Source organism: Bacillus sp. NPDC094064 (genome assembly GCF_050279585.1).
Classification (GTDB): Bacteria; Bacillota; Bacilli; order Bacillales; family Bacillaceae_G; genus Bacillus_A.
The window spans coordinates 350479-376411 of sequence record NZ_JBNNUI010000005.1 but is presented as its reverse complement, the minus strand read 5'-3'; the positions used below and the strand labels follow the sequence as shown (position 1 = coordinate 376411).

At 39.4% G+C, this 25933-nt stretch carries 23 protein-coding genes; 21 read left to right on the top strand and 2 right to left on the bottom strand.

Going from position 1 to position 25933, the window contains the following annotated elements; translation table 11 throughout:
- Positions 1-22 precede the first annotated feature (22 nt).
- A complete protein-coding gene (gene cls, locus ACQKNI_RS14615; protein ID WP_088231952.1) occupies positions 23-1216 on the bottom strand; it encodes a cardiolipin synthase in 1194 nt (397 codons plus the stop codon).
- Positions 1217-1566: 350 nt separating this feature from the next.
- On the opposite strand from cls, the gene ACQKNI_RS14610 reads away from it, so the two are divergent.
- From ACQKNI_RS14610 to pyrG, 8 genes are all read left to right on the top strand, one after another.
- Positions 1567-3678, top strand: a complete 2112-nt coding sequence (locus tag ACQKNI_RS14610) for a heterodisulfide reductase-related iron-sulfur binding cluster (RefSeq protein WP_098252379.1) — start codon at positions 1567-1569, stop codon at positions 3676-3678.
- A gap of 9 nt (positions 3679-3687) precedes the next feature.
- A complete protein-coding gene (locus ACQKNI_RS14605; RefSeq protein ID WP_427282472.1) occupies positions 3688-4971 on the top strand; it encodes an acetyl-CoA C-acetyltransferase in 1284 nt (427 codons plus the stop codon).
- A 45-nt stretch (positions 4972-5016) separates the two neighbouring features.
- Positions 5017-5868: a 3-hydroxybutyryl-CoA dehydrogenase gene (locus tag ACQKNI_RS14600; RefSeq protein WP_071710803.1), complete on the top strand. Its 852-nt coding sequence runs from the start codon at positions 5017-5019 to the stop codon at positions 5866-5868.
- Positions 5869-5940: 72 nt separating this feature from the next.
- Positions 5941-7071 (top strand): acyl-CoA dehydrogenase, encoded by a 1131-nt coding sequence (locus tag ACQKNI_RS14595; RefSeq protein WP_427282471.1) that lies wholly within the window; start codon positions 5941-5943, stop codon positions 7069-7071.
- Positions 7072-7092: 21 nt separating this feature from the next.
- Complete coding sequence (gene acdA / locus ACQKNI_RS14590; RefSeq protein ID WP_088231956.1) at positions 7093-8232, top strand: acyl-CoA dehydrogenase AcdA; 1140 nt, start codon at positions 7093-7095, stop codon at positions 8230-8232.
- 66 nt (positions 8233-8298) lie between these two features.
- A complete protein-coding gene (locus ACQKNI_RS14585; protein ID WP_088231957.1) occupies positions 8299-8928 on the top strand; it encodes a TetR/AcrR family transcriptional regulator in 630 nt (209 codons plus the stop codon).
- Between the two features lie 300 nt (positions 8929-9228).
- On the top strand, positions 9229-9765 hold the full coding sequence (rpoE, locus tag ACQKNI_RS14580; RefSeq protein ID WP_088231958.1) for a DNA-directed RNA polymerase subunit delta: 537 nt from the start codon (positions 9229-9231) through the stop codon (positions 9763-9765).
- Positions 9766-10022: 257 nt separating this feature from the next.
- Positions 10023-11630, top strand: coding sequence for a CTP synthase (gene pyrG, locus ACQKNI_RS14575; protein WP_088231959.1), 1608 nt, complete (start codon positions 10023-10025; stop codon positions 11628-11630).
- A 32-nt stretch (positions 11631-11662) separates the two neighbouring features.
- Here pyrG and ACQKNI_RS14570 read toward each other — a convergent pair whose 3' ends face one another.
- Positions 11663-12187 (bottom strand): DUF2529 domain-containing protein, encoded by a 525-nt coding sequence (locus ACQKNI_RS14570; protein WP_098252377.1) that lies wholly within the window; start codon positions 12185-12187, stop codon positions 11663-11665.
- 201 nt (positions 12188-12388) lie between these two features.
- Between ACQKNI_RS14570 and spo0F the strand changes: the two genes are divergently transcribed.
- From spo0F to ACQKNI_RS14505, 13 genes are all read left to right on the top strand, one after another.
- On the top strand, positions 12389-12757 hold the full coding sequence (spo0F, locus tag ACQKNI_RS14565; RefSeq protein WP_000398594.1) for a sporulation initiation phosphotransferase Spo0F: 369 nt from the start codon (positions 12389-12391) through the stop codon (positions 12755-12757).
- Positions 12758-12967: 210 nt separating this feature from the next.
- On the top strand, positions 12968-13825 hold the full coding sequence (locus ACQKNI_RS14560) for a class II fructose-bisphosphate aldolase (protein WP_088231961.1): 858 nt from the start codon (positions 12968-12970) through the stop codon (positions 13823-13825).
- 315 nt (positions 13826-14140) lie between these two features.
- Complete coding sequence (gene murA, locus ACQKNI_RS14555; protein ID WP_088231962.1) at positions 14141-15430, top strand: UDP-N-acetylglucosamine 1-carboxyvinyltransferase; 1290 nt, start codon at positions 14141-14143, stop codon at positions 15428-15430.
- A gap of 122 nt (positions 15431-15552) precedes the next feature.
- Entirely contained in the window at positions 15553-16518 is a 966-nt protein-coding gene (gene glpX, locus ACQKNI_RS14550; RefSeq protein ID WP_098252376.1) for a class II fructose-bisphosphatase, read from the top strand.
- A gap of 528 nt (positions 16519-17046) precedes the next feature.
- Positions 17047-18318 carry a transcription termination factor Rho gene (gene rho / locus ACQKNI_RS14545; protein ID WP_001053898.1) on the top strand — a complete coding sequence of 424 codons (1272 nt, stop codon included), beginning with the start codon at positions 17047-17049 and terminating at the stop codon, positions 18316-18318.
- A gap of 688 nt (positions 18319-19006) precedes the next feature.
- Complete coding sequence (locus tag ACQKNI_RS14540; RefSeq protein ID WP_000643433.1) at positions 19007-19252, top strand: type B 50S ribosomal protein L31; 246 nt, start codon at positions 19007-19009, stop codon at positions 19250-19252.
- Positions 19253-19360: 108 nt separating this feature from the next.
- The gene (locus ACQKNI_RS14535) at positions 19361-19948 is read left to right on the top strand and encodes a thymidine kinase (protein ID WP_088231965.1); all 588 of its coding nucleotides are present in this window, start codon (positions 19361-19363) and stop codon (positions 19946-19948) included.
- A 646-nt stretch (positions 19949-20594) separates the two neighbouring features.
- Positions 20595-21662 (top strand): peptide chain release factor 1, encoded by a 1068-nt coding sequence (gene prfA / locus ACQKNI_RS14530; RefSeq protein WP_140417442.1) that lies wholly within the window; start codon positions 20595-20597, stop codon positions 21660-21662.
- Positions 21662-22513, top strand: a complete 852-nt coding sequence (gene prmC, locus ACQKNI_RS14525; protein WP_088231968.1) for a peptide chain release factor N(5)-glutamine methyltransferase — start codon at positions 21662-21664, stop codon at positions 22511-22513. The genes prfA and prmC overlap by 1 nt, the downstream gene beginning before the upstream one ends.
- A gap of 111 nt (positions 22514-22624) precedes the next feature.
- Entirely contained in the window at positions 22625-23488 is an 864-nt protein-coding gene (spoIIR, locus tag ACQKNI_RS14520) for a stage II sporulation protein R (RefSeq protein ID WP_098252383.1), read from the top strand.
- Between the two features lie 49 nt (positions 23489-23537).
- A complete protein-coding gene (locus tag ACQKNI_RS14515) occupies positions 23538-23996 on the top strand; it encodes a mechanosensitive ion channel protein (RefSeq protein ID WP_088231969.1) in 459 nt (152 codons plus the stop codon).
- A gap of 108 nt (positions 23997-24104) precedes the next feature.
- Positions 24105-25145 (top strand): L-threonylcarbamoyladenylate synthase, encoded by a 1041-nt coding sequence (locus tag ACQKNI_RS14510; RefSeq protein WP_088231970.1) that lies wholly within the window; start codon positions 24105-24107, stop codon positions 25143-25145.
- A 77-nt stretch (positions 25146-25222) separates the two neighbouring features.
- Positions 25223-25771 carry a manganese efflux pump MntP family protein gene (locus ACQKNI_RS14505; protein WP_088231971.1) on the top strand — a complete coding sequence of 183 codons (549 nt, stop codon included), beginning with the start codon at positions 25223-25225 and terminating at the stop codon, positions 25769-25771.
- Positions 25772-25933 lie beyond the last annotated feature (162 nt).

Below are 25933 nucleotides of genomic sequence, written 5' to 3'. Positions count from 1 at the left end.
CCTCTTTTATTTATTCCCTTTCCTATAGGAAGAAAGCAAGGATTGTTCCTAGCCACTCTTTTCCCCTATCGATAAGAGAAAGGGGGCTGACATCTTCAAAGGAAAGCAATGATGCATTGTCTAGATCTTCATGGAATTTATTTTTTACTGTTTGTATGAAATGTTTATTATATAAAAGGCAGTTAATTTCATGGTTACTATATAAACTTCTCATATCAAAGTTTGCAGTTCCGATATCACAAATTTCATCGTCTACTATAATAATTTTAGCGTGAAAAAACCCTCGTTGAAATGCGTAAATATTACAACCAGCTTGTATTAATTTTCGGCAGTACGGGAATTTTGCTTCTCGAACAAGGGCGTGATCGGCCTTTTCTGGAACGAGAATTGTTACGTGAACCCCTCTTTCACGTGCTTTTAATAGAGCGCTCATAATTTTTTTACCGGGAATGAAATAAGGTGTACCGATAAAGAGTTCTTTTTTTGCCTTTTCAATTAAGTGTAAAAAAGTATGTTGTAAATAGGCTCCATCGGTCGGAACAAATTGATGTAGGATGGTACCTGGTTGTTGTTTCGGAAAATAAGGAGAAGCCTCCAGTAAATTTTCGGTTGTATCATCTAACCAGTCATGTAAAAATTGCTTCTGTAAATCTTGAACCCCTTCTCCTGTAAGACGTAAATGATAGTCTCGCCACAGTCCTAATTGTTCATTATGTCCCAAGTACTCCTCGCCGATATTAAAGCCTCCAATATAACCAATTTTCCCATCAATGACTGTAATTTTTCTATGATTTCTTTGATTGGCAGAAAAGAAAGGGAAAGGGAGTTTCACTTTATGACAAAAAGAAAAAGAGACGCCGTGTTTTTGTAGGGAACGAATTGCTTCGTTTGATAAATAATGGCTACCAAATCGATCGAGTAAAAGTCTTACTTCAATTCCTTCCTGTGCTTTATCGATAAGTAACTTTAAAAACTGACGACTGATCTTATCATTTTTTACAATGAAGAACAAAACGTGTACGTGGTGCTTCGCTTGTTTTATATCAGTAAATAAAGCATCATATAAGTCTTTTCCGTATGTATAAAGGTGAAAATCACTTTGACGTAAAGGGAAAGTGCGAGGGCGCACACGTTGTAAGTGAAGGTGTCTCCCATATAAAAAATCAATTATGATCCAAAGCGTAACGCATATTAACAAGAGAGATAAGAAGAACATGAGTGAATTCCCTCCTTTGCATTCTTTGCTCCTTCACTTTTCCCTGCTATTTGCGGGCGGTAAGACTCCCAGTTCAAAAAAGTTGAGCGGGAGATCAATGGCCCGTAAAAGCCCGATCGGTGCAGGCTAATAATTAGTGGGGAATGGACAGTCCACTAATTAAAGTTTCGCTTTATAGTTTCACCGAAATAAACAGCTTTATTAAAAAATATGTTGTTGTATAACAAAAAACTGTTGACTGAATGCTCACTCATTATATAATGAAGATAGGGGATAAAATTCAGAAAATTATATGTTTTTGAAGATTCTAAAAAAGAAAGAGGGCTTACAAAGAGAGGGGTAGCATAAAAATGAATAGCTTACTGATCATTAATTGGCTGGCTGCCATTGCTGTTATTGCTTATGCGGGATATTTGTTTGTATATCTTATACGAACGAGGATGGCCTACATACAGTTAGGAAAAAAGATTGAATTTGACCGCCGTTTTAAAGAGCGTTGGGATCTCCTTAAGGTCAATGTTTTCGGTCAGAAAAAGCTGCTGAAAGATAAGAAGAGCGGCATTATTCACGTTATGTTCTTTTACGGATTTATTCTTGTCCAATTTGGAGCAATCGACTTCGTTTGGAAAGGGCTCGCACCAGGATCACATCTTCCACTTGGACCACTATATCCTGCATTTACATTCTTCCAGGAAATTGTCACACTCGTAATTTTAATTGCAGTCTTTTGGGCTTTTCATAGACGCTACGTTGAAAAGCTTGTTCGTTTAAAACGTAATTTTAAATCAGGCCTTGTTCTTATTTTTATCGGAGGCTTAATGGTTTCTGTGCTACTTGGTAACGGTATGGGAATTATATGGCATGGCGAGGAGCTTTCATGGAGTGAACCGATCGCTTCTGCAATCGCTTACGTTTTCGGTGGGATAAATGAAACCGTAGCCATTTCAGTGTTCTATTTCTCTTGGTGGGTGCATTTACTAATCTTGTTAACATTTTTAGTATATGTTCCACAATCAAAACATGCGCATTTAATTGCGGGACCAGCTAACGTATTCTTCGGTCGTCTTTCAAACCCAGGGAAGCTTGAAAAGATTGATTTTGAAGATGAAACGCAAGAAACATTTGGTGTTGGTAAAATTGAAGACTTTAGACAAAATCAACTTATTGACTTATACGCTTGCGTAGAGTGTGGCCGCTGCACAAATATGTGTCCAGCAACAGGCACAGGAAAAATGTTATCGCCGATGGACTTAATTTTAAAGCTTCGCGATCATTTAACTGATAAAGGAGCTGCGGTAACATCAAAAGCACCGTGGGTTCCAGTCGTTGCTTTTAATAATACACAAGGAAATCAGTTAGCGATGATGGCAGCTGGGAAAGGGCAACAAGAATCAGCAGCTACAACGCTCGCTTACGATCCGAGTTTAATCGGAGATGTTATTACAGAAGAAGAGATTTGGGCATGTACAACGTGTCGTAACTGTGAAGATCAATGTCCAGTTATGAATGAACATGTTGACAAAATTATTGATTTACGCCGCTATCTCGTTTTAACAGAAGGAAAAATGGACGCGGAAGCACAACGCGCAATGACAAACATTGAACGTCAAGGAAATCCGTGGGGTCTGAACCGTAAAGAGCGTGAAACATGGCGCCAAGGTGATGACGAAGTAACAGTGCCAACGGTAAAAGAAAAATCAAAAGCTGGTGAGGAATTCGAGTATTTATTCTGGGTTGGTTCAATGGGATCATACGACAATCGTAGTCAGAAGATTGCGATATCGTTTGCGAAGTTAATGAACGAAGCAGGCATTTCATTCGCGATTCTCGGTAATAAAGAAAAGAATTCTGGAGATACACCGCGCCGCCTTGGAAATGAATTTGTATTCCAAGAGATGGCGACAAAGAATATCGAAGAATTTGAAAAGGCAGGAGTGAAGAAAATCGTTACGATTGATCCTCATGCTTATAACACATTTAAAAATGAGTATCCGGACTTTGGCTTGCAAGCGGAAGTCTATCATCATACAGAATTGTTAGCTCAGTGGGTGAAAGAAGGGCGCTTAAAACCTGTTCACGCTATTGAGGAGACAGTTACTTATCATGATTCCTGTTACTTAGGAAGATACAACGAAGTATACGAAGCACCACGTGATATTTTGAAAGCGATTCCTGGGGTGAATCTTGTAGAAATGGCACGTAACCGTGAAACGGGAATGTGCTGTGGAGCAGGTGGTGGCTTAATGTGGATGGAGGAGACAACAGGTTCTCGTATTAACGTTGCTCGTACAGAACAAGCATTAGCTGTGCAGCCATCCATTATCGGTACAGGTTGTCCATATTGCTTAACGATGATTAGTGATGGGACGAAAGCGAAAGAAGTAGAAGAGAAAGTTCAAACGCTTGATGTAACAGAGATTTTAGAACGATCTGTTATCGGACAGAAGAAAGAAGCAATGTAGTTTGTAGGAATGCATACAACTTTAGAAAGAGGTGCAGTCAGTGCACCTCTTCTCAATGTAAGAATACCGAGCGAGCGCTCAGCGCTAATAAAAAAAATGGGGGAAATAGACATGAGTAAAACAGTTATTTTAGGTGCTGCAAGAACACCGGTTGGAAAATTTGGAGGAACTTTAAAAGACGTGAAAGCGATAGAACTTGGAGGAATTGCAATTAAAGCGGCGCTTGAGAGAGCGAATGTTTCTGCTAGTGATGTTGAAGAAGTTATATTTGGAACGGTTATTCAAGGAGGACAAGGACAAATTCCATCTCGCCAAGCTGCGAGAGCTGCTGGAATCCCTTGGGAAGTGCAGACGGAAACAGTAAATAAAGTTTGTGCATCAGGGCTTCGTGCGGTTACGCTAGCGGATCAAATTATTCGTACTGGCGACCAATCGCTTATTGTAGCTGGTGGCATGGAATCAATGAGTAATAGTCCTTACATTTTACGAGGGGCAAGATGGGGATACAGAATGGGTAACAATGAAGTTATCGATTTAAACGTTGCCGATGGTTTAACGTGCGCATTCTCAGGCATACACATGGGTGTTTATGGCGGAGAAGTTGCAAAGGAAGACGGAATCTCGCGTGAAGCGCAAGATGAGTGGGCATACCGTAGCCATCAACGTGCGGTTTCAGCACATAAGGAAGGTCGTTTTGAAGAGGAGATTGTACCAGTAACGATTCCGCAAAGAAAAGGAGATCCTATCGTCGTTGCAAAGGATGAGGCGCCACGCGAGGATACAACGATTGAAAAATTAGCGAAATTAAAGCCTGTATTTGATAAGACGTCAACAGTGACAGCAGGTAATGCCCCGGGACTTAATGATGGCGGTGCTGCACTTGTATTAATGAGCGAGGACAGAGCGAAGCAAGAAGGAAGAAAGCCATTAGCGACAATTTTAGCGCATACGGCAATCGCGGTAGAATCAAAAGATTTCCCAAGAACACCAGGTTATGCAATTAACGAATTGTTGAAAAAAACAGGCAAGACAATTGAAGATATCGATTTATTTGAGATTAATGAAGCTTTTGCAGCAGTAGCAATTGCAAGTACAGAGATTGCAGGGATTGACCCAGAAAAATTGAATGTAAATGGCGGCGCAGTGGCGATGGGCCATCCGATTGGAGCAAGCGGAGCGCGTATTATCGTTACACTTATCCATGCATTAAAGCAGCGCGGTGGCGGAATTGGAATTGCTTCGATTTGTAGCGGTGGCGGTCAAGGTGACGCAGTGATGATTGAAGTTCACTAATTTTAGAAGTTATATAGTTTATTAACAATTAAGGGGGAAGAAAAAATGGGTGTACAGAAGATTGTTGTAATTGGTGCAGGACAAATGGGATCAGGAATCGCGCAAGTGTGTGCAATGGCAGGATATGACGTGAAAGTACAAGATTTAAAACAAGAACAATTAGATAGAGGGCTGGCTATCATTACGAAAAACTTAGCACGCCAAGTAGAAAAAGGACGTATGAAGGAAGAAGAGAAGGAAGCAACGTTAAATCGTCTTACAGTAACGCTTGATTTAGATTGTGTGAAAGAAGCAGATCTTATTATTGAAGCGGCTGTTGAGAAAATGGATATTAAAAAGAAAATTTTTGCGAATCTAGATGAAATCGCACCTGATCATGCCATTTTAGCAACGAATACGTCATCGTTGCCAATTACAGAAATTGCAGCGGTAACGAAACGTCCAGAAAAAGTAATCGGTATGCACTTTATGAATCCAGTCCCTGTTATGAAGCTTGTTGAAATTATTCGTGGTTTAGCTACGGATGATGCGGTATACGAAACGATTGAAGATATCACGAAGAAAATTGGGAAAGTGCCAGTTGAAGTAAATGATTTCCCAGGGTTTGTATCAAACCGTATTTTATTACCGATGATTAACGAAGCGATTTACACGTTATATGAAGGTGTAGCGACGAAAGAAGCGATTGACGAAGTAATGAAACTCGGTATGAATCATCCGATGGGACCTCTAACGCTAGCTGACTTTATCGGCTTAGATACATGTTTATACATTATGGAAGTGTTGCATGAAGGATTAGGAGATAGTAAATATCGCCCATGTCCATTACTGCGTAAGTACGTAAATGCAGGATGGTTAGGACGTAAAACGGGCCGTGGTTTCTACGTTTACGAATAAATTCCCCTTTGTTACAAAATAGTGGTCTTACCAAATTGTTAAAAGGATATATAGCAGATGGAGGCGGAGTATATGAATTTTCATTTTACTGAAGAGCAGCAAATGATGAGGAAAATGGTTCGGGATTTTGCGCAAAAAGAAATAGCTCCCTTTGTTCCTAGTATGGAACAAGGGGTGTTCCCGAAAGAGATTTTGCAAAAGATGGGTGAGCTTGGACTGATGGGTATTCCAGCGCCTGCAAAATACGGCGGCGCAGAAATGGATTTTATTTCTTACATTTTAGCAATCGAAGAAATCTCAAAGGTAAGCGCAACAGTTGGTGTAATTTTAGCTGTACATACGTCAGTTGGCATGAACCCGATTTTATATTTCGGAACAGAAGAACAAAAAGAGAAATACGTTTCTAAGCTTGCGACTGGTGAATATTTAGGCGCATTTGCTTTAACAGAACCGAATGCAGGATCAGATGCAGGAAGTTTGAAATCAAGAGCTGTAAAAAAAGGCGACCACTATATTATTAATGGATCGAAAGTATTTATTACAAATGGTGGTGAAGCAAATACATACATTGTATTCGCTTCTACAAATCCTGAGGCAGGAAAAAGTGGTATTTCCGCGTTCATAGTAGAGAAAGATACGCCTGGTTTAATCATAGGAAAAGATGAGCATAAGATGGGGCTTCTCGGTTCTCGTACAGTACAACTTACGTTTGAAGATATGAAAGTGCCAGCTGAGAATTTACTTGGGGAAGAAGGGCAAGGGTTCAAGGTGGCGATGGCGAATTTAGATGTTGGACGAATTGGAATCGGCGCACAGGCGTTAGGAATTGCTGAAGCGGCGCTTGCATGTGCAATTGCTTATGCAAAAGAACGAGAGCAATTCGGGAAGCCGATTGCGGCGCAGCAAGGGATTGGCTTCAAACTTGCAGATATGGCAACAAATGTGGAGGCTGCGCGATTACTCGTATATAGAGCTGCATCGCTTAGAGCACAAGGATTACCGTGCGGGAAAGAAGCGTCTATTGCGAAATTATTCGCTTCTAAGACAGCGGTTGAAGTTTCGATTGAAGCGGTGCAAGTATTTGGTGGTTACGGTTATACGAAAGATTATCCAGTAGAACGATTTTTCCGTGATGCGAAGATCACGCAAATTTATGAAGGAACGAGTGAGATACAAAAACTTGTTATTAGCCGTGCTTTATAAAAGGACGAGGGGGAGACAAAGATGCATTTTAAACTATCAGAAGAACATGAAATGATAAGAAAAATGGTTCGAGACTTTGCTAAAAACGAAGTAGCACCAACAGCAGCGCAGCGTGATGAGGAAGAGAGCTTTGATCGTGCGTTATTTGATCAAATGGCAGAGCTTGGTTTGACAGGCATCCCATGGCCTGAAGAGTATGGTGGGATTGGAAGCGATTACTTGGCGTACGTAATTGCAATCGAAGAGTTATCTCGCGTTTGTGCCTCTACAGGTGTAACACTGTCTGCGCATACTTCACTTGCTGGATGGCCGATTTTTAAATTCGGGACAGAAGAGCAAAAGCAAAAGTTTTTGCGACCGATGGCTGAAGGGACGAAAATTGGTGCATACGGTTTAACAGAACCAGGATCTGGATCGGACGCTGGTGGAATGAAGACAATTGCAAAAAGGGATGGAGACCATTACGTATTAAATGGATCGAAAATCTTTATTACAAATGGCGGCATTGCTGATATTTATGTTGTTTTTGCGTTAACAGATCCTGAATCGAAGCAGCGCGGCACGAGCGCGTTTATCGTAGAAAGTGATACACCAGGATTTTCAGTTGGGAAGAAGGAAAGCAAGCTAGGGATTCGTTCTTCGCCAACGACTGAAATTATGTTCGAAGATTGCCGTATTCCTGTAGAGAACCTACTTGGAGAGGAAGGGCAAGGATTTAAGATTGCGATGCAAACATTAGATGGCGGTCGTAATGGCATTGCGGCGCAAGCAGTTGGTATTGCACAAGGGGCTTTAGATGCTTCTGTAGAATATGCAAGAGAGCGCCATCAATTTGGAAAACCGATTGCGGCGCAGCAAGGGATTGGCTTTAAACTTGCGGATATGGCAACGGATATAGAGGCGGCGCGCCTTTTAACATATCAAGCAGCTTGGCTTGAATCGGAAGGGCTTCCGTATGGGAAAGAATCAGCGATGTCAAAAGTATTTGCAGGTGATACAGCGATGAAGGTGACGACTGAAGCAGTACAAGTATTTGGTGGTTACGGTTATACGAAAGATTATCCAGTAGAGCGTTATATGCGAGATGCAAAGATTACACAGATTTATGAAGGAACACAAGAGATTCAAAGACTTGTAATTTCTCGTATGTTAACGAAGTAGGAACGAAAGCGTAGGTATTTTCCTACGCTTTTTCCTTCCAAAAAATAATAGAGAGAGGTGAAGGGGATGGTTAAACATAACGTGCATGCATCAGTAAAGGATGAAAAGCTAGTTGCGTTAAGGCGTGAACAAATGATTAAAGGTGCGGTGCAATTGTTTAAGCAAAAAGGATTTCCGCGCACAACAACGAGGGAAATTGCGAAAGCGGCTGGATTTAGTATTGGAACACTTTATGAGTACATTCGTACAAAAGATGATGTTTTATATTTAGTTTGTGATAGTATTTATGAACATGTAAAAGAACGCTTAGAGGAAGTAGTGTGTACAGAGAAGGGAAGTATAGAAAGTTTAAAGATAGCGATAACGAATTATTTTAAGGTTATGGACGAATTGCAAGAAGAAGTATTAATTATGTATCAAGAGGTACGTTTTTTACCGAAAGAATCTCTTCCATACGTATTAGAAAAAGAGTTTCAAATGGTAGGGATGTTTGAAAATATTTTAGAACAGTGTACAGAAAACGGAACATTTATATTAAATAAAAAGGAAATACAGCTTCTTGCACATAATATTTTCATACAAGGACAAATGTGGGGATTTAGACGCTGGGCCTTGCAAAAATTATATACGCTCGAAGAATATACAGAAATGCAAATTAGGTATGTGTTGCAGGGGGCGCATATGCTTCCGAAATAAGGAATGGACAAATTATAATTTTATTACTATATAAAGTGAAACTTTAATCAGTGGGGTGTTGATACCCACTGATTATTAGCTTTCACCAATCGGGCGTTTATGGGCAATGGATCTCCCCTAACTTTTCGCTCTAACTGAATTTTGAGGTGGGAGTTTTACTGCTCGCAAATAACGGGATAAAAGTTTCACGTTTTTTTTGTAGCATATTTGTGCGACTTTTGTTTATAATGAATAGTATGGATTTTTTTAAGCAGACCGTTATATATAAGGTTATATTTGATGAAAGGAAGTGCCGCATAAGTGGATTTTAAGCAATATTCACCAGAAGAGCTAAAAGAATGTTCAATGATTGAAGTTGTACATAGCGTTTTAGGGGATAAAAGACAAGCAACGACATTCAACGAGTTGGTTCAAGAAATCGCTCAAGTGCTGGGACTATCTCAAGAGCAAGTTAATGCGAAACTCGCACAATTTTATACAGATTTAAACATCGACGGACGTTTCATTAATTTAGGAGAAAATCGTTGGGGATTACGTAGCTGGTACCCATATGAGCAAATTGATGAAGAAATCTTACCGCAACCAAAACCGAAGAAGAAACGTAAAGTTGAAGAAGACGGTTTTGACGACTACATTGATGAAGATGAAGATGACTTTGACGATGCAGACGGAAATGCAGATGAAGATGAAGACGATGTAGAAGATTTGGACAAGGTTCTTGAAGACGAAGACGGAGATGACGACGATCTTGATGATTTAGACGAAGATGAAGATGACTTCGCTGAAGAAGAACTTGAGTACGATGAAACTGAAGAAGAAGAAGAGGAAGAGCTGTAGTTCTTGACTTTTCATTATCGTCCATGTAGAATCATTTTTGGGCTCTTTAAAAAAGGACGATAATACTTTTAAAGTGTAAATATAAAAGAAAATTGCTCCCTACTTATTACTTTATGTGATGAGGGGAGCAATTTTCTTTTTTGTTTTTTGTTTAGAAAATAAAAAGAGTCTAACAATAAGATGGATACAGTGTTATCTACATACGTTGCGCTTTGCAACGGTGATTATATAACAGCGAAGTAGAAGGGAGCTTTTTCATGACTAAGTATATTTTTGTAACAGGCGGTGTAGTATCGTCTTTAGGTAAAGGTATTACAGCAGCATCTCTTGGAAGACTATTAAAAAACCGTGGTTTAAACGTAACGATTCAAAAGTTTGATCCATACATTAACGTAGACCCAGGGACTATGAGTCCGTACCAACACGGTGAGGTATTCGTAACAGATGATGGCGCAGAAACTGACTTAGATCTTGGTCACTATGAGCGTTTCATCGACATCAACTTAAACAAATACAGCAACGTAACAACAGGTAAAATTTACTCTTCAGTTCTTCAAAAAGAGCGTCGTGGTGAATACCTAGGAGGAACAGTTCAAGTTATTCCTCACATTACGAATGAAATTAAAGAACGTGTATACCGTTCTGGTCGCGAAACAAACGCGGACGTTGTTATTACAGAAATCGGTGGAACTGTTGGTGATATCGAGTCTCTACCATTCTTAGAAGCAATCCGTCAAATTAAGAGCGACATCGGTCGTGACAATGTAATGTACATTCACTGTACATTAATTCCATACTTAAAAGCAGCAGGCGAAATGAAAACAAAGCCAACACAACATAGTGTTAAAGAACTTCGTAGCTTAGGTATTCAACCAAACATCATCGTTGTTCGTACAGAAATGCCTGTTTCTCAAGATATGAAAGACAAGCTTGCACTATTCTGTGACATTGATACAAAAGCTGTTATTGAAGCACGCGATGCAGATACTTTATATGCAGTTCCATTATCTCTTCAAGAGCAAAACATGGACCAAATCGTTTGTGATCACTTAAAATTAGACAATCCAGCTGCAGATATGACAGAGTGGACTGCGCTAGTTGAGAAAGTACGTAATCTTTCTAAGAAAACAAAAATTGCTCTTGTTGGTAAGTATGTAGAACTTCAAGATGCATACATTTCTGTTGTAGAAGCACTTCGCCATGCAGGTTACTCTTTCGATACAGATGTAGAAGTGAAATGGGTAAATGCTGAGCACGTAACAGCAGAAAATGTACAAGAATTAGTAGGAGACACAGATGGTATCCTTGTACCAGGTGGCTTCGGCGATCGTGGTGTAGAAGGTAAAATCGTTGCAATTCAATATGCTCGTGAAAATAAAGTTCCATTCTTAGGAATTTGTTTAGGTATGCAACTTGCATCAATCGAATTCGCACGTAACGTATTAGGATTAGAAGGAGCTAACTCTTCTGAAATTAATCCTGACACACCTTATGCAATCATCGACTTATTACCAGAACAAAAAGATGTAGAAGACTTAGGTGGTACACTTCGTCTTGGTCTATATCCATGTAAGCTTGCTGAAGAAACAAATGCTTACAGAGCTTACCATGAGCCGGTTGTATATGAGCGTCATCGTCATCGTTATGAGTTCAACAATCAATTCCGCCCGGATATGGAAAAAGCAGGATTTGTATTCTCTGGTACAAGCCCAGACGGCCGTCTAGTTGAAATCATTGAATTAAAAGACCATCCTTGGTTCGTGGCAGCACAGTTCCACCCAGAACTTGTATCTCGTCCAAACCGTCCACAACCGTTGTTCCATGATTTCGTAAGTGCTTCTATTACGAATAAAGAGAGCAAGTAATAAAAAAAAGCGCCTGAAATAGGGCGCTTTTTTTAATATTCGTTTAACATTTCATCAATTGTAAACTTTAATCCGTGATAAGCAAATAAAGTTACAATTAAACTTGGGAATCCGTAGCGGTTACCTTCGTCGTCTGGAATAAGACCTTTTAATAGCTTTGTATCAATATGTACATCTGTATATTGTTCCAGTGATTCAGCACCTTCTTGAATGGCAGAGATTCCAACGATAGAGTGACCTTCTTCTTGAAGTTTTTTTGCAATTTTTATATTTTCTTCATCTGTTGAAAAACGGCTAATAAGAAGTACGCGATCTGCAGAAGTTACTGTTGCTTCTTTACCATTTTCGAAAAAGCGTTTTGCTTGCTTCATCGATTCAGCACCGAATAGTGCTTCAACAACAACGCCCTCCATTTCATTTGTACCATGTAAATAAATGAAGCCATCACCAATTAATGCTTGAGCAAGTAGACGAGCACTATCCTCTATATTCATTTCCTCTTTTTGGGAAATTTTGGAGAAATAACCACTTAATTGAGTTGAAAAAATTTTTAACATAATGTTACTCCTTTCGTACGTGTTTGCCGGTTTTCATTATAGTTTATTTTTTTAGAAAGGTGAAATCGTAGGGTGGCGTAACGAAATAGGAAACGGTAAAATAAGAAAGAATAGGAAGGAATTTGGCAAAGAATAGCGAAAATAAATCGATAAGATATAAGAAGCTGTAAATCTTGTACTTACACAGAAAGGTTGGGAGTTATGGAAGGGAAAATTTTAATCGTTGATGATCAATATGGCATTCGTGTGTTATTACATGAAGTGTTCCAAAAAGAAGGTTATCAGACGTTCCAAGCAGCGAATGGTTTTCAAGCTTTAGATATCGTGAAAAAGGATAATCCAGATTTAGTCGTGTTAGATATGAAAATTCCAGGTATGGATGGTATAGAGATTTTAAAGCATGTAAAAGAAATTGATGAGAGTATTAAAGTAATTTTAATGACTGCTTATGGAGAGCTTGATATGATCCAAGAAGCAAAAGATTTAGGAGCTTTAATGCACTTTGCTAAACCATTTGATATTGATGAAATTCGTCAAGCGGTGAGAAATGAGCTTGCTGTAGAGGCATAAAAATGAATTTTTTATAAAAAATATGGAAAAAAGCGTTTACATGGACTATTGTGCAGGTGAATACGGTTGAGTTTTTGAGTACAAGTTGTTATCCTATTGAGTGTAGAAAAAAGTCCGGTATGTAGATATACATATTTTACCTTGTCCTGGTCATACTACCAGCGATAAGAACTTATCGGATACAAAAAACGTTTTTTAGGAGGATTCACCATGCCTTTAGTTTCTATGAAAGAAATGCTAAACAAAGCACTTGAAGGAAAATACGCAGTTGGTCAATTCAACATGAACAACTTAGAGTGGACTCAAGCTATCTTAGCTGCTGCGGAAGAAGAAAAATCTCCTGTAATCCTAGGTGTATCTGAGGGTGCAGCTCGTCATATGACTGGTTTCAAAACAGTTGTAGCTATGGTTAAAGCTTTAATCGAAGAAATGAACATTTCTGTTCCTGTAGCGATTCACCTTGACCATGGTTCAAGCTTTGAAAAATGTAAAGAAGCAATCGATGCAGGTTTCACATCTGTAATGATCGACGCTTCTCACCACCCATTCGAAGAAAACGTTGAAACTACTAAAAAAGTAGTAGAATATGCACACGCTCGTAACGTATCTGTTGAAGCTGAGCTTGGAACAGTTGGCGGACAAGAAGACGACGTAATCGCTGAAGGCGTAATTTACGCTGATCCTGCAGAGTGTAAACACCTTGTTGAAGCAACTGGCATCGACTGCCTAGCTCCAGCTTTAGGTTCTGTACACGGTCCTTACAAAGGTGAGCCTAACTTAGGATTCGCTGAAATGGAACAAGTTCGTGACTTCACTGGTGTACCTTTAGTATTACATGGTGGTACTGGTATCCCAACTGCTGATATCGTAAAAGCTATCTCTTTAGGTACTTCAAAAATTAACGTAAACACTGAGAACCAAATCGAGTTTACAAAAGCTGTTCGTGAAGTATTAAACAAAGACCAAGAAGTTTACGATCCTCGTAAATTTATTGGACCTGGCCGCGACGCTATCAAAGCAACTGTTGCTGGTAAAATTCGCGAATTCGGTTCTAACGGTAAAGCGTAAGAATAAAATCCCGTTTTGGAAACCGTCTAGTCTTTTAGACGGTTTCCTTTCGTTGTATAATGAAAGCGTGAACAAGTCGAAAGATTTTATAAAGTGAATTTTTAAATCTTTAAATATAGAAAATAATGTGCATAGTCCTATTAATAAATGTGATAAGTATCTGATTTATAATTCAATAGTTAACCGTCACCTATTTATACTACAGGGGAACTGTAGGTGATGGTTTTTAGGGTGGAAAGAGTATTTGAGATTCTTAAGGGGGAGCTTTCTATAAAAAAATAGAAAGTAAATACATTCACAAGAAGGGAGCTCAATATGGAAAAATTGCTAATTGAAGGCGGAAGAGCTTTAAATGGAACAATTCGCGTGAGTGGTGCAAAGAACAGCGCCGTTGCACTGATTCCAGCGACAATTTTAGCAGATACTCCAGTAACTATTGGTGGTGTTCCTAATATTTCAGACGTAAAAATGTTAGGAGACTTACTAGAGGAAATTGGAGGGAAAGTAACTTATGGACAGGAGGAAGAGATGGTAGTTGATCCTTCTAATATGGTTGCGATGCCTTTGCCAAGTGGAAAAGTGAAAAAATTGCGTGCTTCTTATTATTTAATGGGTGCGATGCTTGGCCGTTTTAAAAAAGCTGTTATTGGGCTTCCAGGTGGATGTCATTTAGGACCAAGACCGATTGATCAGCATATTAAAGGTTTTGAAGCGCTAGGTGCACAAGTTACAAATGAACAGGGTGCTATCTACTTAAGAGCAGATGAATTGCGCGGGGCACGTATTTATTTAGACGTTGTTAGTGTAGGGGCTACGATTAATATTATGTTAGCAGCTGTACGAGCGAAAGGTAGAACTGTTATTGAAAATGCAGCGAAAGAACCTGAGATTATTGATGTAGCTACATTGTTGACGAGCATGGGAGCACGTATTAAAGGTGCTGGTACAGATGTAATCCGAATTGATGGTGTGGATTCACTGCATGGTTGTCACCACACGATCATTCCAGATCGTATTGAAGCTGGTACGTATATGATTTTAGGAGCTGCATCAGGAGGAGAAGTAACAGTTGATAATGTTATTCCTCAGCATTTAGAGTCAGTTACTGCGAAGCTAAGAGAAGCTGGTGTGCAAGTTGAAACGAACGATGACCAAATTACAGTGAACGGTAATAGAAGGTTAAAGGTAGTCGATATAAAAACGCTTGTATATCCAGGATTCCCAACAGATCTACAACAGCCATTCACAACGCTTTTAACAAAAGCGCATGGGACGGGTGTTGTTACTGATACAATTTATGGTGCACGTTTCAAACATATTGACGAACTACGTCGTATGAATGCGCAAATTAAAGTAGAAGGTCGTTCGGCGATTGTAACTGGCCCTGTTTTATTGCAAGGTGCAAAAGTGAAGGCGAGTGATTTGCGAGCTGGAGCTGCGCTTGTTATTGCGGGGTTAATGGCAGATGGAATTACAGAAGTAACCGGACTTGAGCATATTGATCGAGGTTACGAAAATATAGTAGACAAGCTTAAAGGGCTTGGTGCAAACATTTGGCGAGAACAAATGACAAAGCAAGAGATTGAAGAATTGAAGAACGCTTAAATTGGTGATACTTCCGTTAATGGGGAGCGAAGAATCATCATTAGCGGAAGTGCACTATATAGAAAAACACCGTTCACAAAAATACGGCAGAAATATTACAGACTTAAAGGAGAGGGATTATTGTGGAAAGAAGTTTATCTATGGAGTTAGTACGTGTAACAGAGGCTGCAGCATTATCATCAGCGCGTTGGATGGGACGCGGGAAAAAGGATGAAGCAGACGGTGCAGCAACATCAGCTATGCGTGATGTATTTGATACAATTCCGATGAAAGGTACAGTTGTAATTGGTGAAGGTGAAATGGATGAAGCGCCAATGCTGTATATCGGAGAGAAATTAGGTACAGGATATGGTCCACGTGTAGACGTTGCAGTTGATCCTTTAGAAGGGACAAACATCGTAGCAGCTGGCGGGTGGAATGCACTTGCTGTTATCGCAATTGCAGATCACGGTAATTTGTTACATGCTCCTGACATGTACATGGATAAAATTGCGGTTGGCCCAGAAGCAGTTGGGGCAGTTGATATTGATGCACCTATTATCGATAACTTACGTGCAGTTGCAAAAGCGAAGAATAAAGATATTGAAGATGTTGTAGCGACAGTTTTAAATCGTCCACGTCATCAAGCGATTATCGAAGAAATTCGTAAAGCGGGTGCTCGTATTAAATTGATTAATGATGGAGACGTAGCTGGAGCAATCAATACAGCATTTGACCGTACAGGTGTAGATATTTTATTCGGTTCTGGTGGAGCTCCTGAAGGTGTATTAGCTGCGGTTGCGTTAAAATGCTTAGGTGGAGAAATTCAGGGGAAATTATTGCCACAAGACGAAGCTGAATTAGAACGTTGTAAAAGAATGGGCATTGAAGATATAAATCGCATCCTTCGTATGGAAGACTTAGTAAAAGGCGACGATGCAATCTTTGCAGCAACAGGCGTAACAGATGGAGAATTATTACGCGGTGTTCAATTTAAAGGTAGTGTAGGAACAACGCACTCTCTTGTTATGCGTGCGAAATCAGGCACATTACGCTTCGTAGACGGACGCCATAGCTTAAATAAAAAACCAAACTTGGTTATTAAATAAAAAGCGGAGGTGGCTTGCTCAGAAGGGGAAGGCATTGGAGCTCCTGACGAAGAGGCGTTTTTTGCCTCGTAGGAAGGGGTGAAATGACTGACCCTTCTAGCCACTGGAGCTGGATTAAATAAAAAGCGGAAGCGGCTCGTTTAGAATCCAGGACACTTCAAACTCTCGACCTTGAAGCGCTCTTTGCTTCGAGTGAGAGAGTGAAATGACCGGAGATTCTAGCCGCTGGAGCTGGATTTCAATAAAAAGCGTAAGCAGCTTGCCCAGAAGGCATAAACGGCTTATGTATCCTTCCTTAAAATAAGGTAAGTAGAAAAAAACAAGAAATAGTAAAAAGCGAAGACAAATTTTCTTGTCTTCGCTTCTTGTATTTGTGTTCCAACGTATTGATTAAAACTAGATAAAAGGGTTACAATAGTGAATATTACCCTACTTGAACTTATTGCCTTTCATTATTAATTATTTGCCTTCCGTATTTTTTCCCTTTACCCATTTGAAAAGAGAATAACGTTAAAGTGTGGTGTCTGAATGAATTTGTCAATTGCAGCATTAGAAAACATGAAATTAAAAGAGTTATATGAGCTTGCGAAAGAATTTAAGATTTCGTATTATAGCAAGTTAACGAAAAAAGAGTTAATCTTCGCTATTTTAAAAGCTCGAGCAGAAAAAGAAGGTTTCTTTTTCATGGAAGGCGTATTAGAAATTATTCAATCAGAAGGATTTGGATTCCTACGTCCTATCAACTATTCTCCAAGCTCAGAAGATATTTATATCTCAGCTTCGCAAATTCGTCGTTTCGATTTGCGTAATGGAGATAAGGTTTCTGGTAAAGTACGACCTCCGAAAGAAAATGAGCGCTATTTTGGATTGTTACAAGTTGAAGCTGTAAACGGAGATGATCCAGAGTCAGCAAAAGAGCGTGTGCATTTCCCTGCATTAACACCATTATACCCAGATCGCCAAATGAAATTGGAAACGGAACCGAAAAAGTTACCGACACGTATCATGGATTTAATCGCACCAGTTGGATTTGGACAACGTGGTTTAATTGTCGCGCCTCCAAAGGCTGGTAAGACGAGTCTATTAAAAGAAATCGCACACAGTGTTACAACAAATCATCCGGAAGCAGAATTAATTGTACTTTTAATTGATGAGCGTCCAGAGGAAGTAACAGACATTGAACGTTCTGTTAAGGGAGATGTTGTAAGTTCTACTTTTGATGAAGTACCAGAAAATCATATTAAAGTAGCTGAACTTGTGTTAGAACGTGCGATGCGTCTTGTAGAGCACAAAAAAGATGTTATCATTTTAATGGATAGTATTACCCGTTTAGCGCGAGCTTACAACCTTGTTATTCCGCCAAGTGGTAGAACATTATCGGGTGGTATCGACCCAGCTGCCTTCCATAGACCGAAGCGCTTCTTTGGAGCTGCACGTAATATTGAAGAAGGCGGTAGCTTAACTATTTTAGCGACAGCGCTTGTCGATACAGGATCTCGTATGGACGATGTAATTTACGAGGAGTTTAAAGGAACTGGAAACATGGAACTTCACTTAGATCGTTCATTAGCTGAGCGTCGTATCTTCCCGGCGATTGATATTCGTCGTTCTGGTACACGTAAAGAAGATCTATTAATTCCGAAAGAACATTTAGACAAGCTATGGGGTATTCGTAAAACAATGCGCGATACACCAGACTTTGTTGAAGGTTTCTTACGTAAGCTTCGTCAAACAAAGACAAATGAAGAGTTTTTACAAAACATTGTTGCAGACTCGAAAAGATATGTAACAACTAAGTAAAGGGAAAAGATTGGGACTCGCTTATTTTATAGTAAGCGAGTTTTTTATGTTGATAAGGGAATAATAGAGATGGTTGTATATGGAAAGGTAGTTGTTTTTTGGCTGGGAATTAGATTTTGGGTGAAAGGATGTTAGTTATTCAGGGTTGGATGAGACGTCTTCACTTTAATATGGTATCCAGCTCCAGCGGCTAGAATCTCCGGTCATTTCGCTCTCTCGGTCGAAGCAAAAAGCGCTTCTTGGTCGAGAGCTCCAATGCCCTGCGATTCTGAACGAGCCGCTTGCGCTTTTAAATGGTATCCAGCTCCAGCGGCTAGAATGGTCGGTGGCTTCGCGTCTTCCTACGAGGCAAAAAGCGCCTCTGCGTCAGAAGCTCCATCCTCCTCCCATTCTGAACGAGCCGCTTGCGCTTTTAAATGATATCCAGCTCCAGCGGCTAAAATCTCCGGTCATTTCGCTCTCTCGCATGAAGCAAAAAGCGCTTCAAGGTCGAGAGCTCCAATGCCCTCCGATTTTGAACGAGCCGCTTGCGCTTTTAATTTTTCAAAAGACAAAAACAGGTAGTTGCAAAATGAAGTTAGCCTTGTTATAATTTCATCATATGTGTTTCATCAATATAGTTGTGTATGCAGCTGAAGATGAAAAACTCTGTTTCGAAAATGATTCAGGGCGGAAGGAGATGAAAAGAATGAAAGCAGGAATTCACCCAGATTACAAGAAAGTTGTATTCATGGACACAAACACAGGCTTCAAATTCTTAAGCGGATCTACTAAAGGATCTAACGAAACTGTTGAGTGGGAAGATGGTAACACTTATCCATTACTAAAAGTTGAGATCAGTTCTGATTCTCACCCATTCTACACTGGACGTCAGAAGTTTGCTACTGCAGACGGACGCGTTGACCGCTTCAATAAGAAATACGGTCTTAAGTAATAAAAACATAAAACAGGCAAGTGTATGTATTCGCTTGTCTGTTTTTTTTGCGAAAATATTATACCTTTACCCTACTTTTAACTAAAAAGTAGATGAAAGGAGAGCTTCATGTACTTAATAAATCAAAATGGCTGGATTGAAGTGATTTGCGGTAGTATGTTTTCTGGTAAATCAGAAGAGCTTATCCGCCGTGTGCGTCGTACACAATTTGCGAAACAACATGCAATTGTATTTAAACCATGTATTGATAATCGTTATAGCGAAGAAGATGTTGTATCACATAACGGATTAAAGGTGAAAGCAGTTCCTGTTGCTGCCTCAAAAGATATATTTGATCATATAACAGAAGATATGGATGTTATTGCAATCGATGAGGTACAGTTTTTTGATGGGGACATTGTGGAAGTGGTGCAAGTATTGGCAAATCGTGGCTATCGTGTCATTGTAGCTGGTTTAGACCAAGATTTCCGTGGTCTACCATTTGGACAAGTTCCTCAGCTGATGGCGATTGCTGAACATGTAACAAAATTGCAAGCAGTATGTTCTGCATGTGGATCTCCAGCAAGTCGTACACAACGATTAATTAATGGGGAACCAGCGGCATTTGATGATCCAATTATTTTAGTTGGGGCTTCAGAATCGTATGAACCGCGCTGTCGTCATTGTCATGCAGTTCCTACAAACAAAGATCAGTAAAACTCGCTGCGCAAGGCGGGTTTTTTTCGAAATAGAGAGAATGAGTGGTGTAAGCCGCTTGCGCTTTTAGATATTATCTAGCTCCGCCTCCTAGGTCCTTGCGTCTAAGAACCTCCCGCACGAGAAGACAAAAAGCGTCTTCTGTGCGAGAGAACCTTAGCCAGTCAGAGCTGAGCAAGCCACCTCCACTTTTAAATATATTATCTAGCTCCAGCGGCTAGAATCTCCGGCTATTTCACTCTCTCACTCGAAGCGAAGAGCGCTTCAAGATCGAGAGTTCAAATATCCTGCGATTCTGAGCGAGCCGCTTGCGCTTTTAAATTGTGATATCTAGTTCCGGTGGCTAGCTCTTCATGTCTAAGAACCTCCCGCACGAGAAGACAAAAAGCGTCTTCTGTGCGAGAGAACCTTAGCCAGTCAGAGCTGAGCAAGCCACCTCCACTTTTAAATATATTATCTAGCTCCAGCGGCTAGAATCTCCGGCTATTTCACTCTCTCACTCGAAGCAAAGAGCGCTTCAAGATCGAGAGTTCCAATATCCTGCGATTCTGAGCGAGCCGCTTGCGCTTTTAAATATAATTTGCGTTTTTTTGAGTAAGTACCATATACTATTTGTATTAGATACTAGGATGTAGAGGTGAATGATGTGTTAGATCGTTTGCAAGCTGTAGAAGATCGTTATGAGAAGTTAAATGAATTGTTAAGTGACCCAGAGATTATTAGTGATACAAATAAGCTTCGTGAGTATTCAAAGGAACAATCTGATATACAAGAGACGGTAGAAGTGTATCGTGAGTATAAGGATGTTCGTGAGCAGTTAAAAGATGCGAAAGCAATGTTAGAAGATAAGTTAGACGCAGAAATGCGTGACATGGTAAAAGAAGAGGTTTCTGAATTAGAAGGACAAGATAAAGAATTGTCAGAGCGTCTGAAAATATTACTTGTTCCAAAAGACCCTAACGATGATAAGAACGTTATCGTTGAGGTTCGTGGAGCTGCTGGCGGTGATGAGGCGGCTTTATTTGCTGGTGACTTATATCGTATGTATAGCCGTTATGCTGAGGTGCAAGGTTGGAAAACTGAAATTATCGAGGCTAGCTATACAGAATTAGGTGGATATAAAGAGATTATCTTTATGATTAACGGTAAAGGTGCGTTCGCGAAGCTAAAATTCGAGAATGGTGCTCACCGTGTACAACGTGTTCCTGAAACGGAATCTGGTGGACGTATTCATACATCTACAGCAACTGTAGCTGTATTACCAGAGGCAGAAGAAGTAGAAATCGACATTCATGAGAAAGATGTTCGTGTTGATACATTCGCTTCTAGTGGTCCTGGTGGACAGAGCGTTAATACAACGATGTCAGCGGTACGCTTAACGCATTTACCGACTGGTGTAGTTGTATCTTGTCAGGATGAGAAATCACAAATTAAGAATAAAGAAAAAGCGATGAAAGTATTACGCGCACGTGTTTATGATAAGTTTAGACAAGAAGCACAAGCTGAGTATGATCAAAACCGTAAACAAGCAGTTGGTACGGGTGATCGTTCAGAGCGTATTCGTACGTATAACTTCCCGCAAAACCGTGTTACAGACCATCGAATCGGTTTAACGATTCAAAAGCTAGATCAAATCTTACAAGGTAAGTTAGATGATTTCATCAATGCCTTAGTTATGGAAGATCAGGCTCAAAAGATGGAGGCAGCTGAGTAATGCGTGTCTATGAAGCCCTGAAATGGGCTTCTTCTTTTTTACAGGAAAATGGACGAGATAAAAATGCGGGAGAAATTGTCCTTTGTCATGTATTAAAGACGAACAGAACAGGGTTACTTATGAATATGCGTGAAGAAATAACTGAGGAACAAGAGAAGAGTTTCACAGAAGTTATTAACAAGCATGTAGAAGGTATTCCGATTCAATATATGATTGGTTATGAAATGTTTTATGGGCGATCGTTCTTTGTGAATGAAGAAGTATTAATACCAAGGCCAGAAACAGAAGAGCTTATAGTCGGAGTGTTAGAAAGAATCGAGCGCCATTTTGGTAATGAGAAACTGCATGTAGCAGATATCGGCACCGGTAGTGGAGCGATTTCTATTACGCTTGCTTTAGAAAATAAAAATCTTCATGTGTATACGGTAGATATTGCCCAGGAGTCGATTGAAGTTGCAAAAGAAAATGCAAAAACTTTGGGCGCAGAAGTAACGTTCTATCACGGTGATTTATTGTCACCATTTTATGAAACAGGTCAAAAGTTAGATGTTGTTGTTTCAAATCCTCCATATATACCAGAAGAGGATTGGCGTGGCCTTTCTCCTGTTGTGAAAGAGCATGAGCCGAAGAGAGCGCTTGTTGGTGGTGAAGATGGATTAGATTTCTATCGCCGTTTTATGGAAGAATTGCCGAATGTGTTGCAGAAGAAAGCGATTGTGGCGTTTGAAATTGGAGTAGGACAAGGTGAGGATGTAAAGGGACTGTTACAACAAGCTTTTCCACATGCTCATGTTGAAGTGGTTTTTGATATTAACGGAAAAGACCGTATGGTATTTGCAGAGATGGAGTAAGGTTCACGCCTTACTCTATTTTTTGTGGGGAAATTTATATAGATTTTTAATTTAATAGTTTAGAAAGATGAAAGTCTGTCCACACTGTTTGTAGAAGGGACGGTGGAGGAAATGAAAAAACAAGTTATTGCTTATCTTCTTCTATTATTAATTGGTGCACAGTTACTTGTGCAGTTTGGATATATGAAAGCTGATGCGAAAGGGCCTTCAGTTATTCCGAAAGAGGCCGTTCGATTACGAATTTTAGCAAATAGCGATTCAGATAAAGATCAGGCGTTAAAGCGTAAAGTACGTGATGAAGTAAAAGCGCAAATTGATGGATGGGTAGCAGATTTAACTTCATTTGAAGAGGCGCGAAAAGTCATTCAAAGTCATATTCCAGAAATCGAGAAAACAGTGGCAAATACGTTAAAAAGAGAAGGTAGCAAAGAGTCATTTCAAGTAAAGTTTAGCAAGAATGTAAAGTTTCCTACAAAGGTATATGGGAATTTTATTTATCCAGCAGGGGAATATGAAGCAGTATTGATTACAATCGGAGAAGGTGAAGGGGCGAACTGGTGGTGTGTATTATTTCCACCGATGTGTTTCTTAGATTTTTCAAGTGGTACAGCTGTAAGGAAAGAAGAACATGTTGTGAAGGCTGAATCTCCTGAAGAGAAGCAGGTAAAACAACTAGATGAGGAAGTAGTAGATACACAAGAGAACAAAGAGGATGAGGTAAAAGAAAAGAAAGTTGTAAAGCAGGAAGTCGCAAAAAAAGTAACAGCTTCTGAAAAGAAAGTAGTAAAAAATGAAACGAAAGTAGAAGAACAACCTGTAAGTAAAGAAGAAACAAAAACTGTGGAAAAAGTGGAGAAACCTGTGGAACAAAAACAAGAAAAACAAAATGAGTATGTAAAAGTAGAGGAGGAAGAAGAAAAGCCAGAAGTTAAGTTATTTATTGTAGAAGCTTTTACATCTTTATTTTCTAAATAGTACTATTAACAAGTCCTTCCTCATATATAAAAAAGAGGAGGGATTTACTATGAAGAAGGTGTATTTTGCTACGAAAGCAGATGTGGAAAGATTACATTCTTTTTTCGGACAAGCTAATAAAAAAGATGATAAAATAAATGAGTTGTACGCACAATTTATGATTTTGGAAGAGGCGGAAGAAATACGGGCTGTAATTGGTTATGAACAAAGTGGGGAAGATGTACTAATTCGTTCTTGTTTATTCACACCTAATGTGGATAAACAAACTTTCTTGTATTTTTTTGAAATGTTTTTGCAGTATATGAAAGAAAAAAATATTCGACAATTGTACTTATTAACAAATCATCCACAATCTATAACAATCTTTCAGTTTTTTGACTTTGTCACTATAGAAAAAGAAAACGTGCCAAAGGGAATTCGACAGTTAGAACACTTTTGTAAAAATATAAAAGAGCCAAATGCAATAATACTAAATTGTCAGCTATTCACAAAGTTATCCACGGATTAATTAGGTTTATCCACATTTTGTGGATAAACCTTGTTTGTCTTTTGGATAAATCTCATAGTAAACTAAAAATAGACAAGTATTTCATGGTAGAAAAGGACGTGGGAAAAAATGCATACAAATATGTGGGTTGTGGATAATGTTGTGGAAAGAAAAAAATATTATCCACAGTTACAAGAAGCAGCAAAATTATTAAGGGAAAATGAAGCAATTGCCTTCCCTACAGAAACGGTATATGGACTAGGTGCGAATGCGATGAATGATGAAGCAATCGCGAAGATTTTTGAAGCGAAAGGAAGACCGAGTGATAATCCACTTATTGTCCACATAGGCACGAAATCTCAGTTAGATGGGATTGTGACGGAAATTCCGCCAGTTGCGGAGAAGTTAATGGAACACTTTTGGCCAGGACCGTTAACAATTATTTTACCTAGAAAAGAAGGTATTTCAGAGAAGGTGACGGCAGGGCTTGATACGGTTGGAGTAAGAATGCCTGATCATCCAGTGGCGCTTGCTCTTATTGAGGAGGCAAATGTACCTGTTGCGGCACCAAGTGCAAATCGTTCAGGTCGTCCAAGTCCAACGTTAGCGTCTCACGTATATGAAGATTTAAATGAGAAAATCGCGGGTATTGTAGATGGTGGTGCAACGGGGGTAGGTGTTGAATCGACTGTAATTGATTGTACGAGCACAGTTCCAACGATTCTACGTCCAGGTGGCATTACGAAGGAACAGTTGGAAGCGGTGATAGGTACTGTTTCTTTAGATCCAGCTTTAAAGGATGAGAAGGAAAAGCCGAAATCACCTGGAATGAAATATACACATTATGCACCGAAAGCGCCACTTAGTATTGTTGAAGGATCACGTGAGTTTATTCAGCTTATGGTGGATAAGAAGAAGGAAGAAGGATTCAAAGTAGGTGTATTAACGACAGAAGAGTATCAGCATGTATATAGTGCAGATGTTATATTATCTTGTGGTGTTCGAAGTGATTTAGATAGTGTTGCGGCTAAATTATATGATGTACTTAGAACATTTGATGCAAGTGAAGTAGATGTTATTTTTAGTGAGTCGTTCCCAAATGAAGGAATAGGCAATGCCATTATGAATCGTTTAACAAAAGCAGCAGGACATCATATTATTACTGAATGATAAGGTGTGATTAGCAAACAGAATATTTCTCCTCGGATAAGCATATTTTGAAGTAGCACGTCCGAGGAGGGACATGAATGACGTTTGAACAGATAATACCTTTAATAATTATGGCATTCGCCTTAGGGATGGATGCGTTCTCGGTGAGTCTTGGTATGGGGATGATGACCTTAAAGTTAAGACAAATCCTGTATATCGGTATGACGATAGGGATTTTTCATATTATCATGCCATTTATAGGAATGGTATTAGGTCGTTTTTTATCAGAGAAGTATGGAGACATTGCACATTTTGCAGGTGCTATTTTATTAATTGGACTAGGATTCTATATTGTATATTCATCTATTTTGGAGAATGAAGAGGCTAGGATTGCCCCTATTGGAATTAGTTTATTCGTATTTGCATTCGGCGTTAGTATAGATAGTTTTTCAGTAGGACTTAGTCTTGGAATTTACGGGGCACAGACGATTATTACGATATTACTTTTTGGATTTGTTAGCATGTTATTAGCTTGGATTGGTTTATTAATTGGTAGACATGCGAAAGATATGCTCGGTACATATGGTGAAATAGTAGGTGGTATCATTCTAGTTGGATTTGGATTATATCTCCTTTTCCCTATATAATTTTGAGGAGGAGGACGTTATGAACAGGGTATTGGAATGGTATATTCGATTTTAGGTTGGATTAAGTTAATTCGCGAATGATAAGATAGTTCCTTTCTGTGCATAGTTTTGTTTGTACTATATTGATCGCACTAAAAAATTACAGATATAGAAAGGATGAGA

Excerpts from the sequence above, each read along its gene's own strand:
- ACQKNI_RS14585 (WP_088231957.1), top strand. The coding sequence starts at position 8,299 with ATGGTTAAACATAACGTGCATGCATCAGTAAAGGATGAAAAGCTAGTT.
- ACQKNI_RS14560 (WP_088231961.1), top strand. The coding sequence starts at position 12,968 with ATGCCTTTAGTTTCTATGAAAGAAATGCTAAACAAAGCACTTGAAGGA.
- ACQKNI_RS14505 (WP_088231971.1), top strand. The coding sequence starts at position 25,223 with ATGACGTTTGAACAGATAATACCTTTAATAATTATGGCATTCGCCTTA.
- ACQKNI_RS14570 (WP_098252377.1), bottom strand. The coding sequence starts at position 12,187 with ATGTTAAAAATTTTTTCAACTCAATTAAGTGGTTATTTCTCCAAAATT.
- ACQKNI_RS14540 (WP_000643433.1), top strand. The coding sequence starts at position 19,007 with ATGAAAGCAGGAATTCACCCAGATTACAAGAAAGTTGTATTCATGGAC.
- ACQKNI_RS14510 (WP_088231970.1), top strand. The coding sequence starts at position 24,105 with ATGCATACAAATATGTGGGTTGTGGATAATGTTGTGGAAAGAAAAAAA.
- ACQKNI_RS14600 (WP_071710803.1), top strand. The coding sequence starts at position 5,017 with ATGGGTGTACAGAAGATTGTTGTAATTGGTGCAGGACAAATGGGATCA.
- cls (WP_088231952.1), bottom strand. The coding sequence starts at position 1,216 with ATGTTCTTCTTATCTCTCTTGTTAATATGCGTTACGCTTTGGATCATA.
- murA (WP_088231962.1), top strand. The coding sequence starts at position 14,141 with ATGGAAAAATTGCTAATTGAAGGCGGAAGAGCTTTAAATGGAACAATT.
- spo0F (WP_000398594.1), top strand. The coding sequence starts at position 12,389 with ATGGAAGGGAAAATTTTAATCGTTGATGATCAATATGGCATTCGTGTG.
- ACQKNI_RS14610 (WP_098252379.1), top strand. The coding sequence starts at position 1,567 with ATGAATAGCTTACTGATCATTAATTGGCTGGCTGCCATTGCTGTTATT.
- pyrG (WP_088231959.1), top strand. The coding sequence starts at position 10,023 with ATGACTAAGTATATTTTTGTAACAGGCGGTGTAGTATCGTCTTTAGGT.
- prmC (WP_088231968.1), top strand. The coding sequence starts at position 21,662 with ATGCGTGTCTATGAAGCCCTGAAATGGGCTTCTTCTTTTTTACAGGAA.
- ACQKNI_RS14595 (WP_427282471.1), top strand. The coding sequence starts at position 5,941 with ATGAATTTTCATTTTACTGAAGAGCAGCAAATGATGAGGAAAATGGTT.
- ACQKNI_RS14515 (WP_088231969.1), top strand. The coding sequence starts at position 23,538 with ATGAAGAAGGTGTATTTTGCTACGAAAGCAGATGTGGAAAGATTACAT.
- rho (WP_001053898.1), top strand. The coding sequence starts at position 17,047 with ATGAATTTGTCAATTGCAGCATTAGAAAACATGAAATTAAAAGAGTTA.
- ACQKNI_RS14605 (WP_427282472.1), top strand. The coding sequence starts at position 3,688 with ATGCATACAACTTTAGAAAGAGGTGCAGTCAGTGCACCTCTTCTCAAT.
- acdA (WP_088231956.1), top strand. The coding sequence starts at position 7,093 with ATGCATTTTAAACTATCAGAAGAACATGAAATGATAAGAAAAATGGTT.
- spoIIR (WP_098252383.1), top strand. The coding sequence starts at position 22,625 with ATGAAAAAACAAGTTATTGCTTATCTTCTTCTATTATTAATTGGTGCA.
- ACQKNI_RS14535 (WP_088231965.1), top strand. The coding sequence starts at position 19,361 with ATGTACTTAATAAATCAAAATGGCTGGATTGAAGTGATTTGCGGTAGT.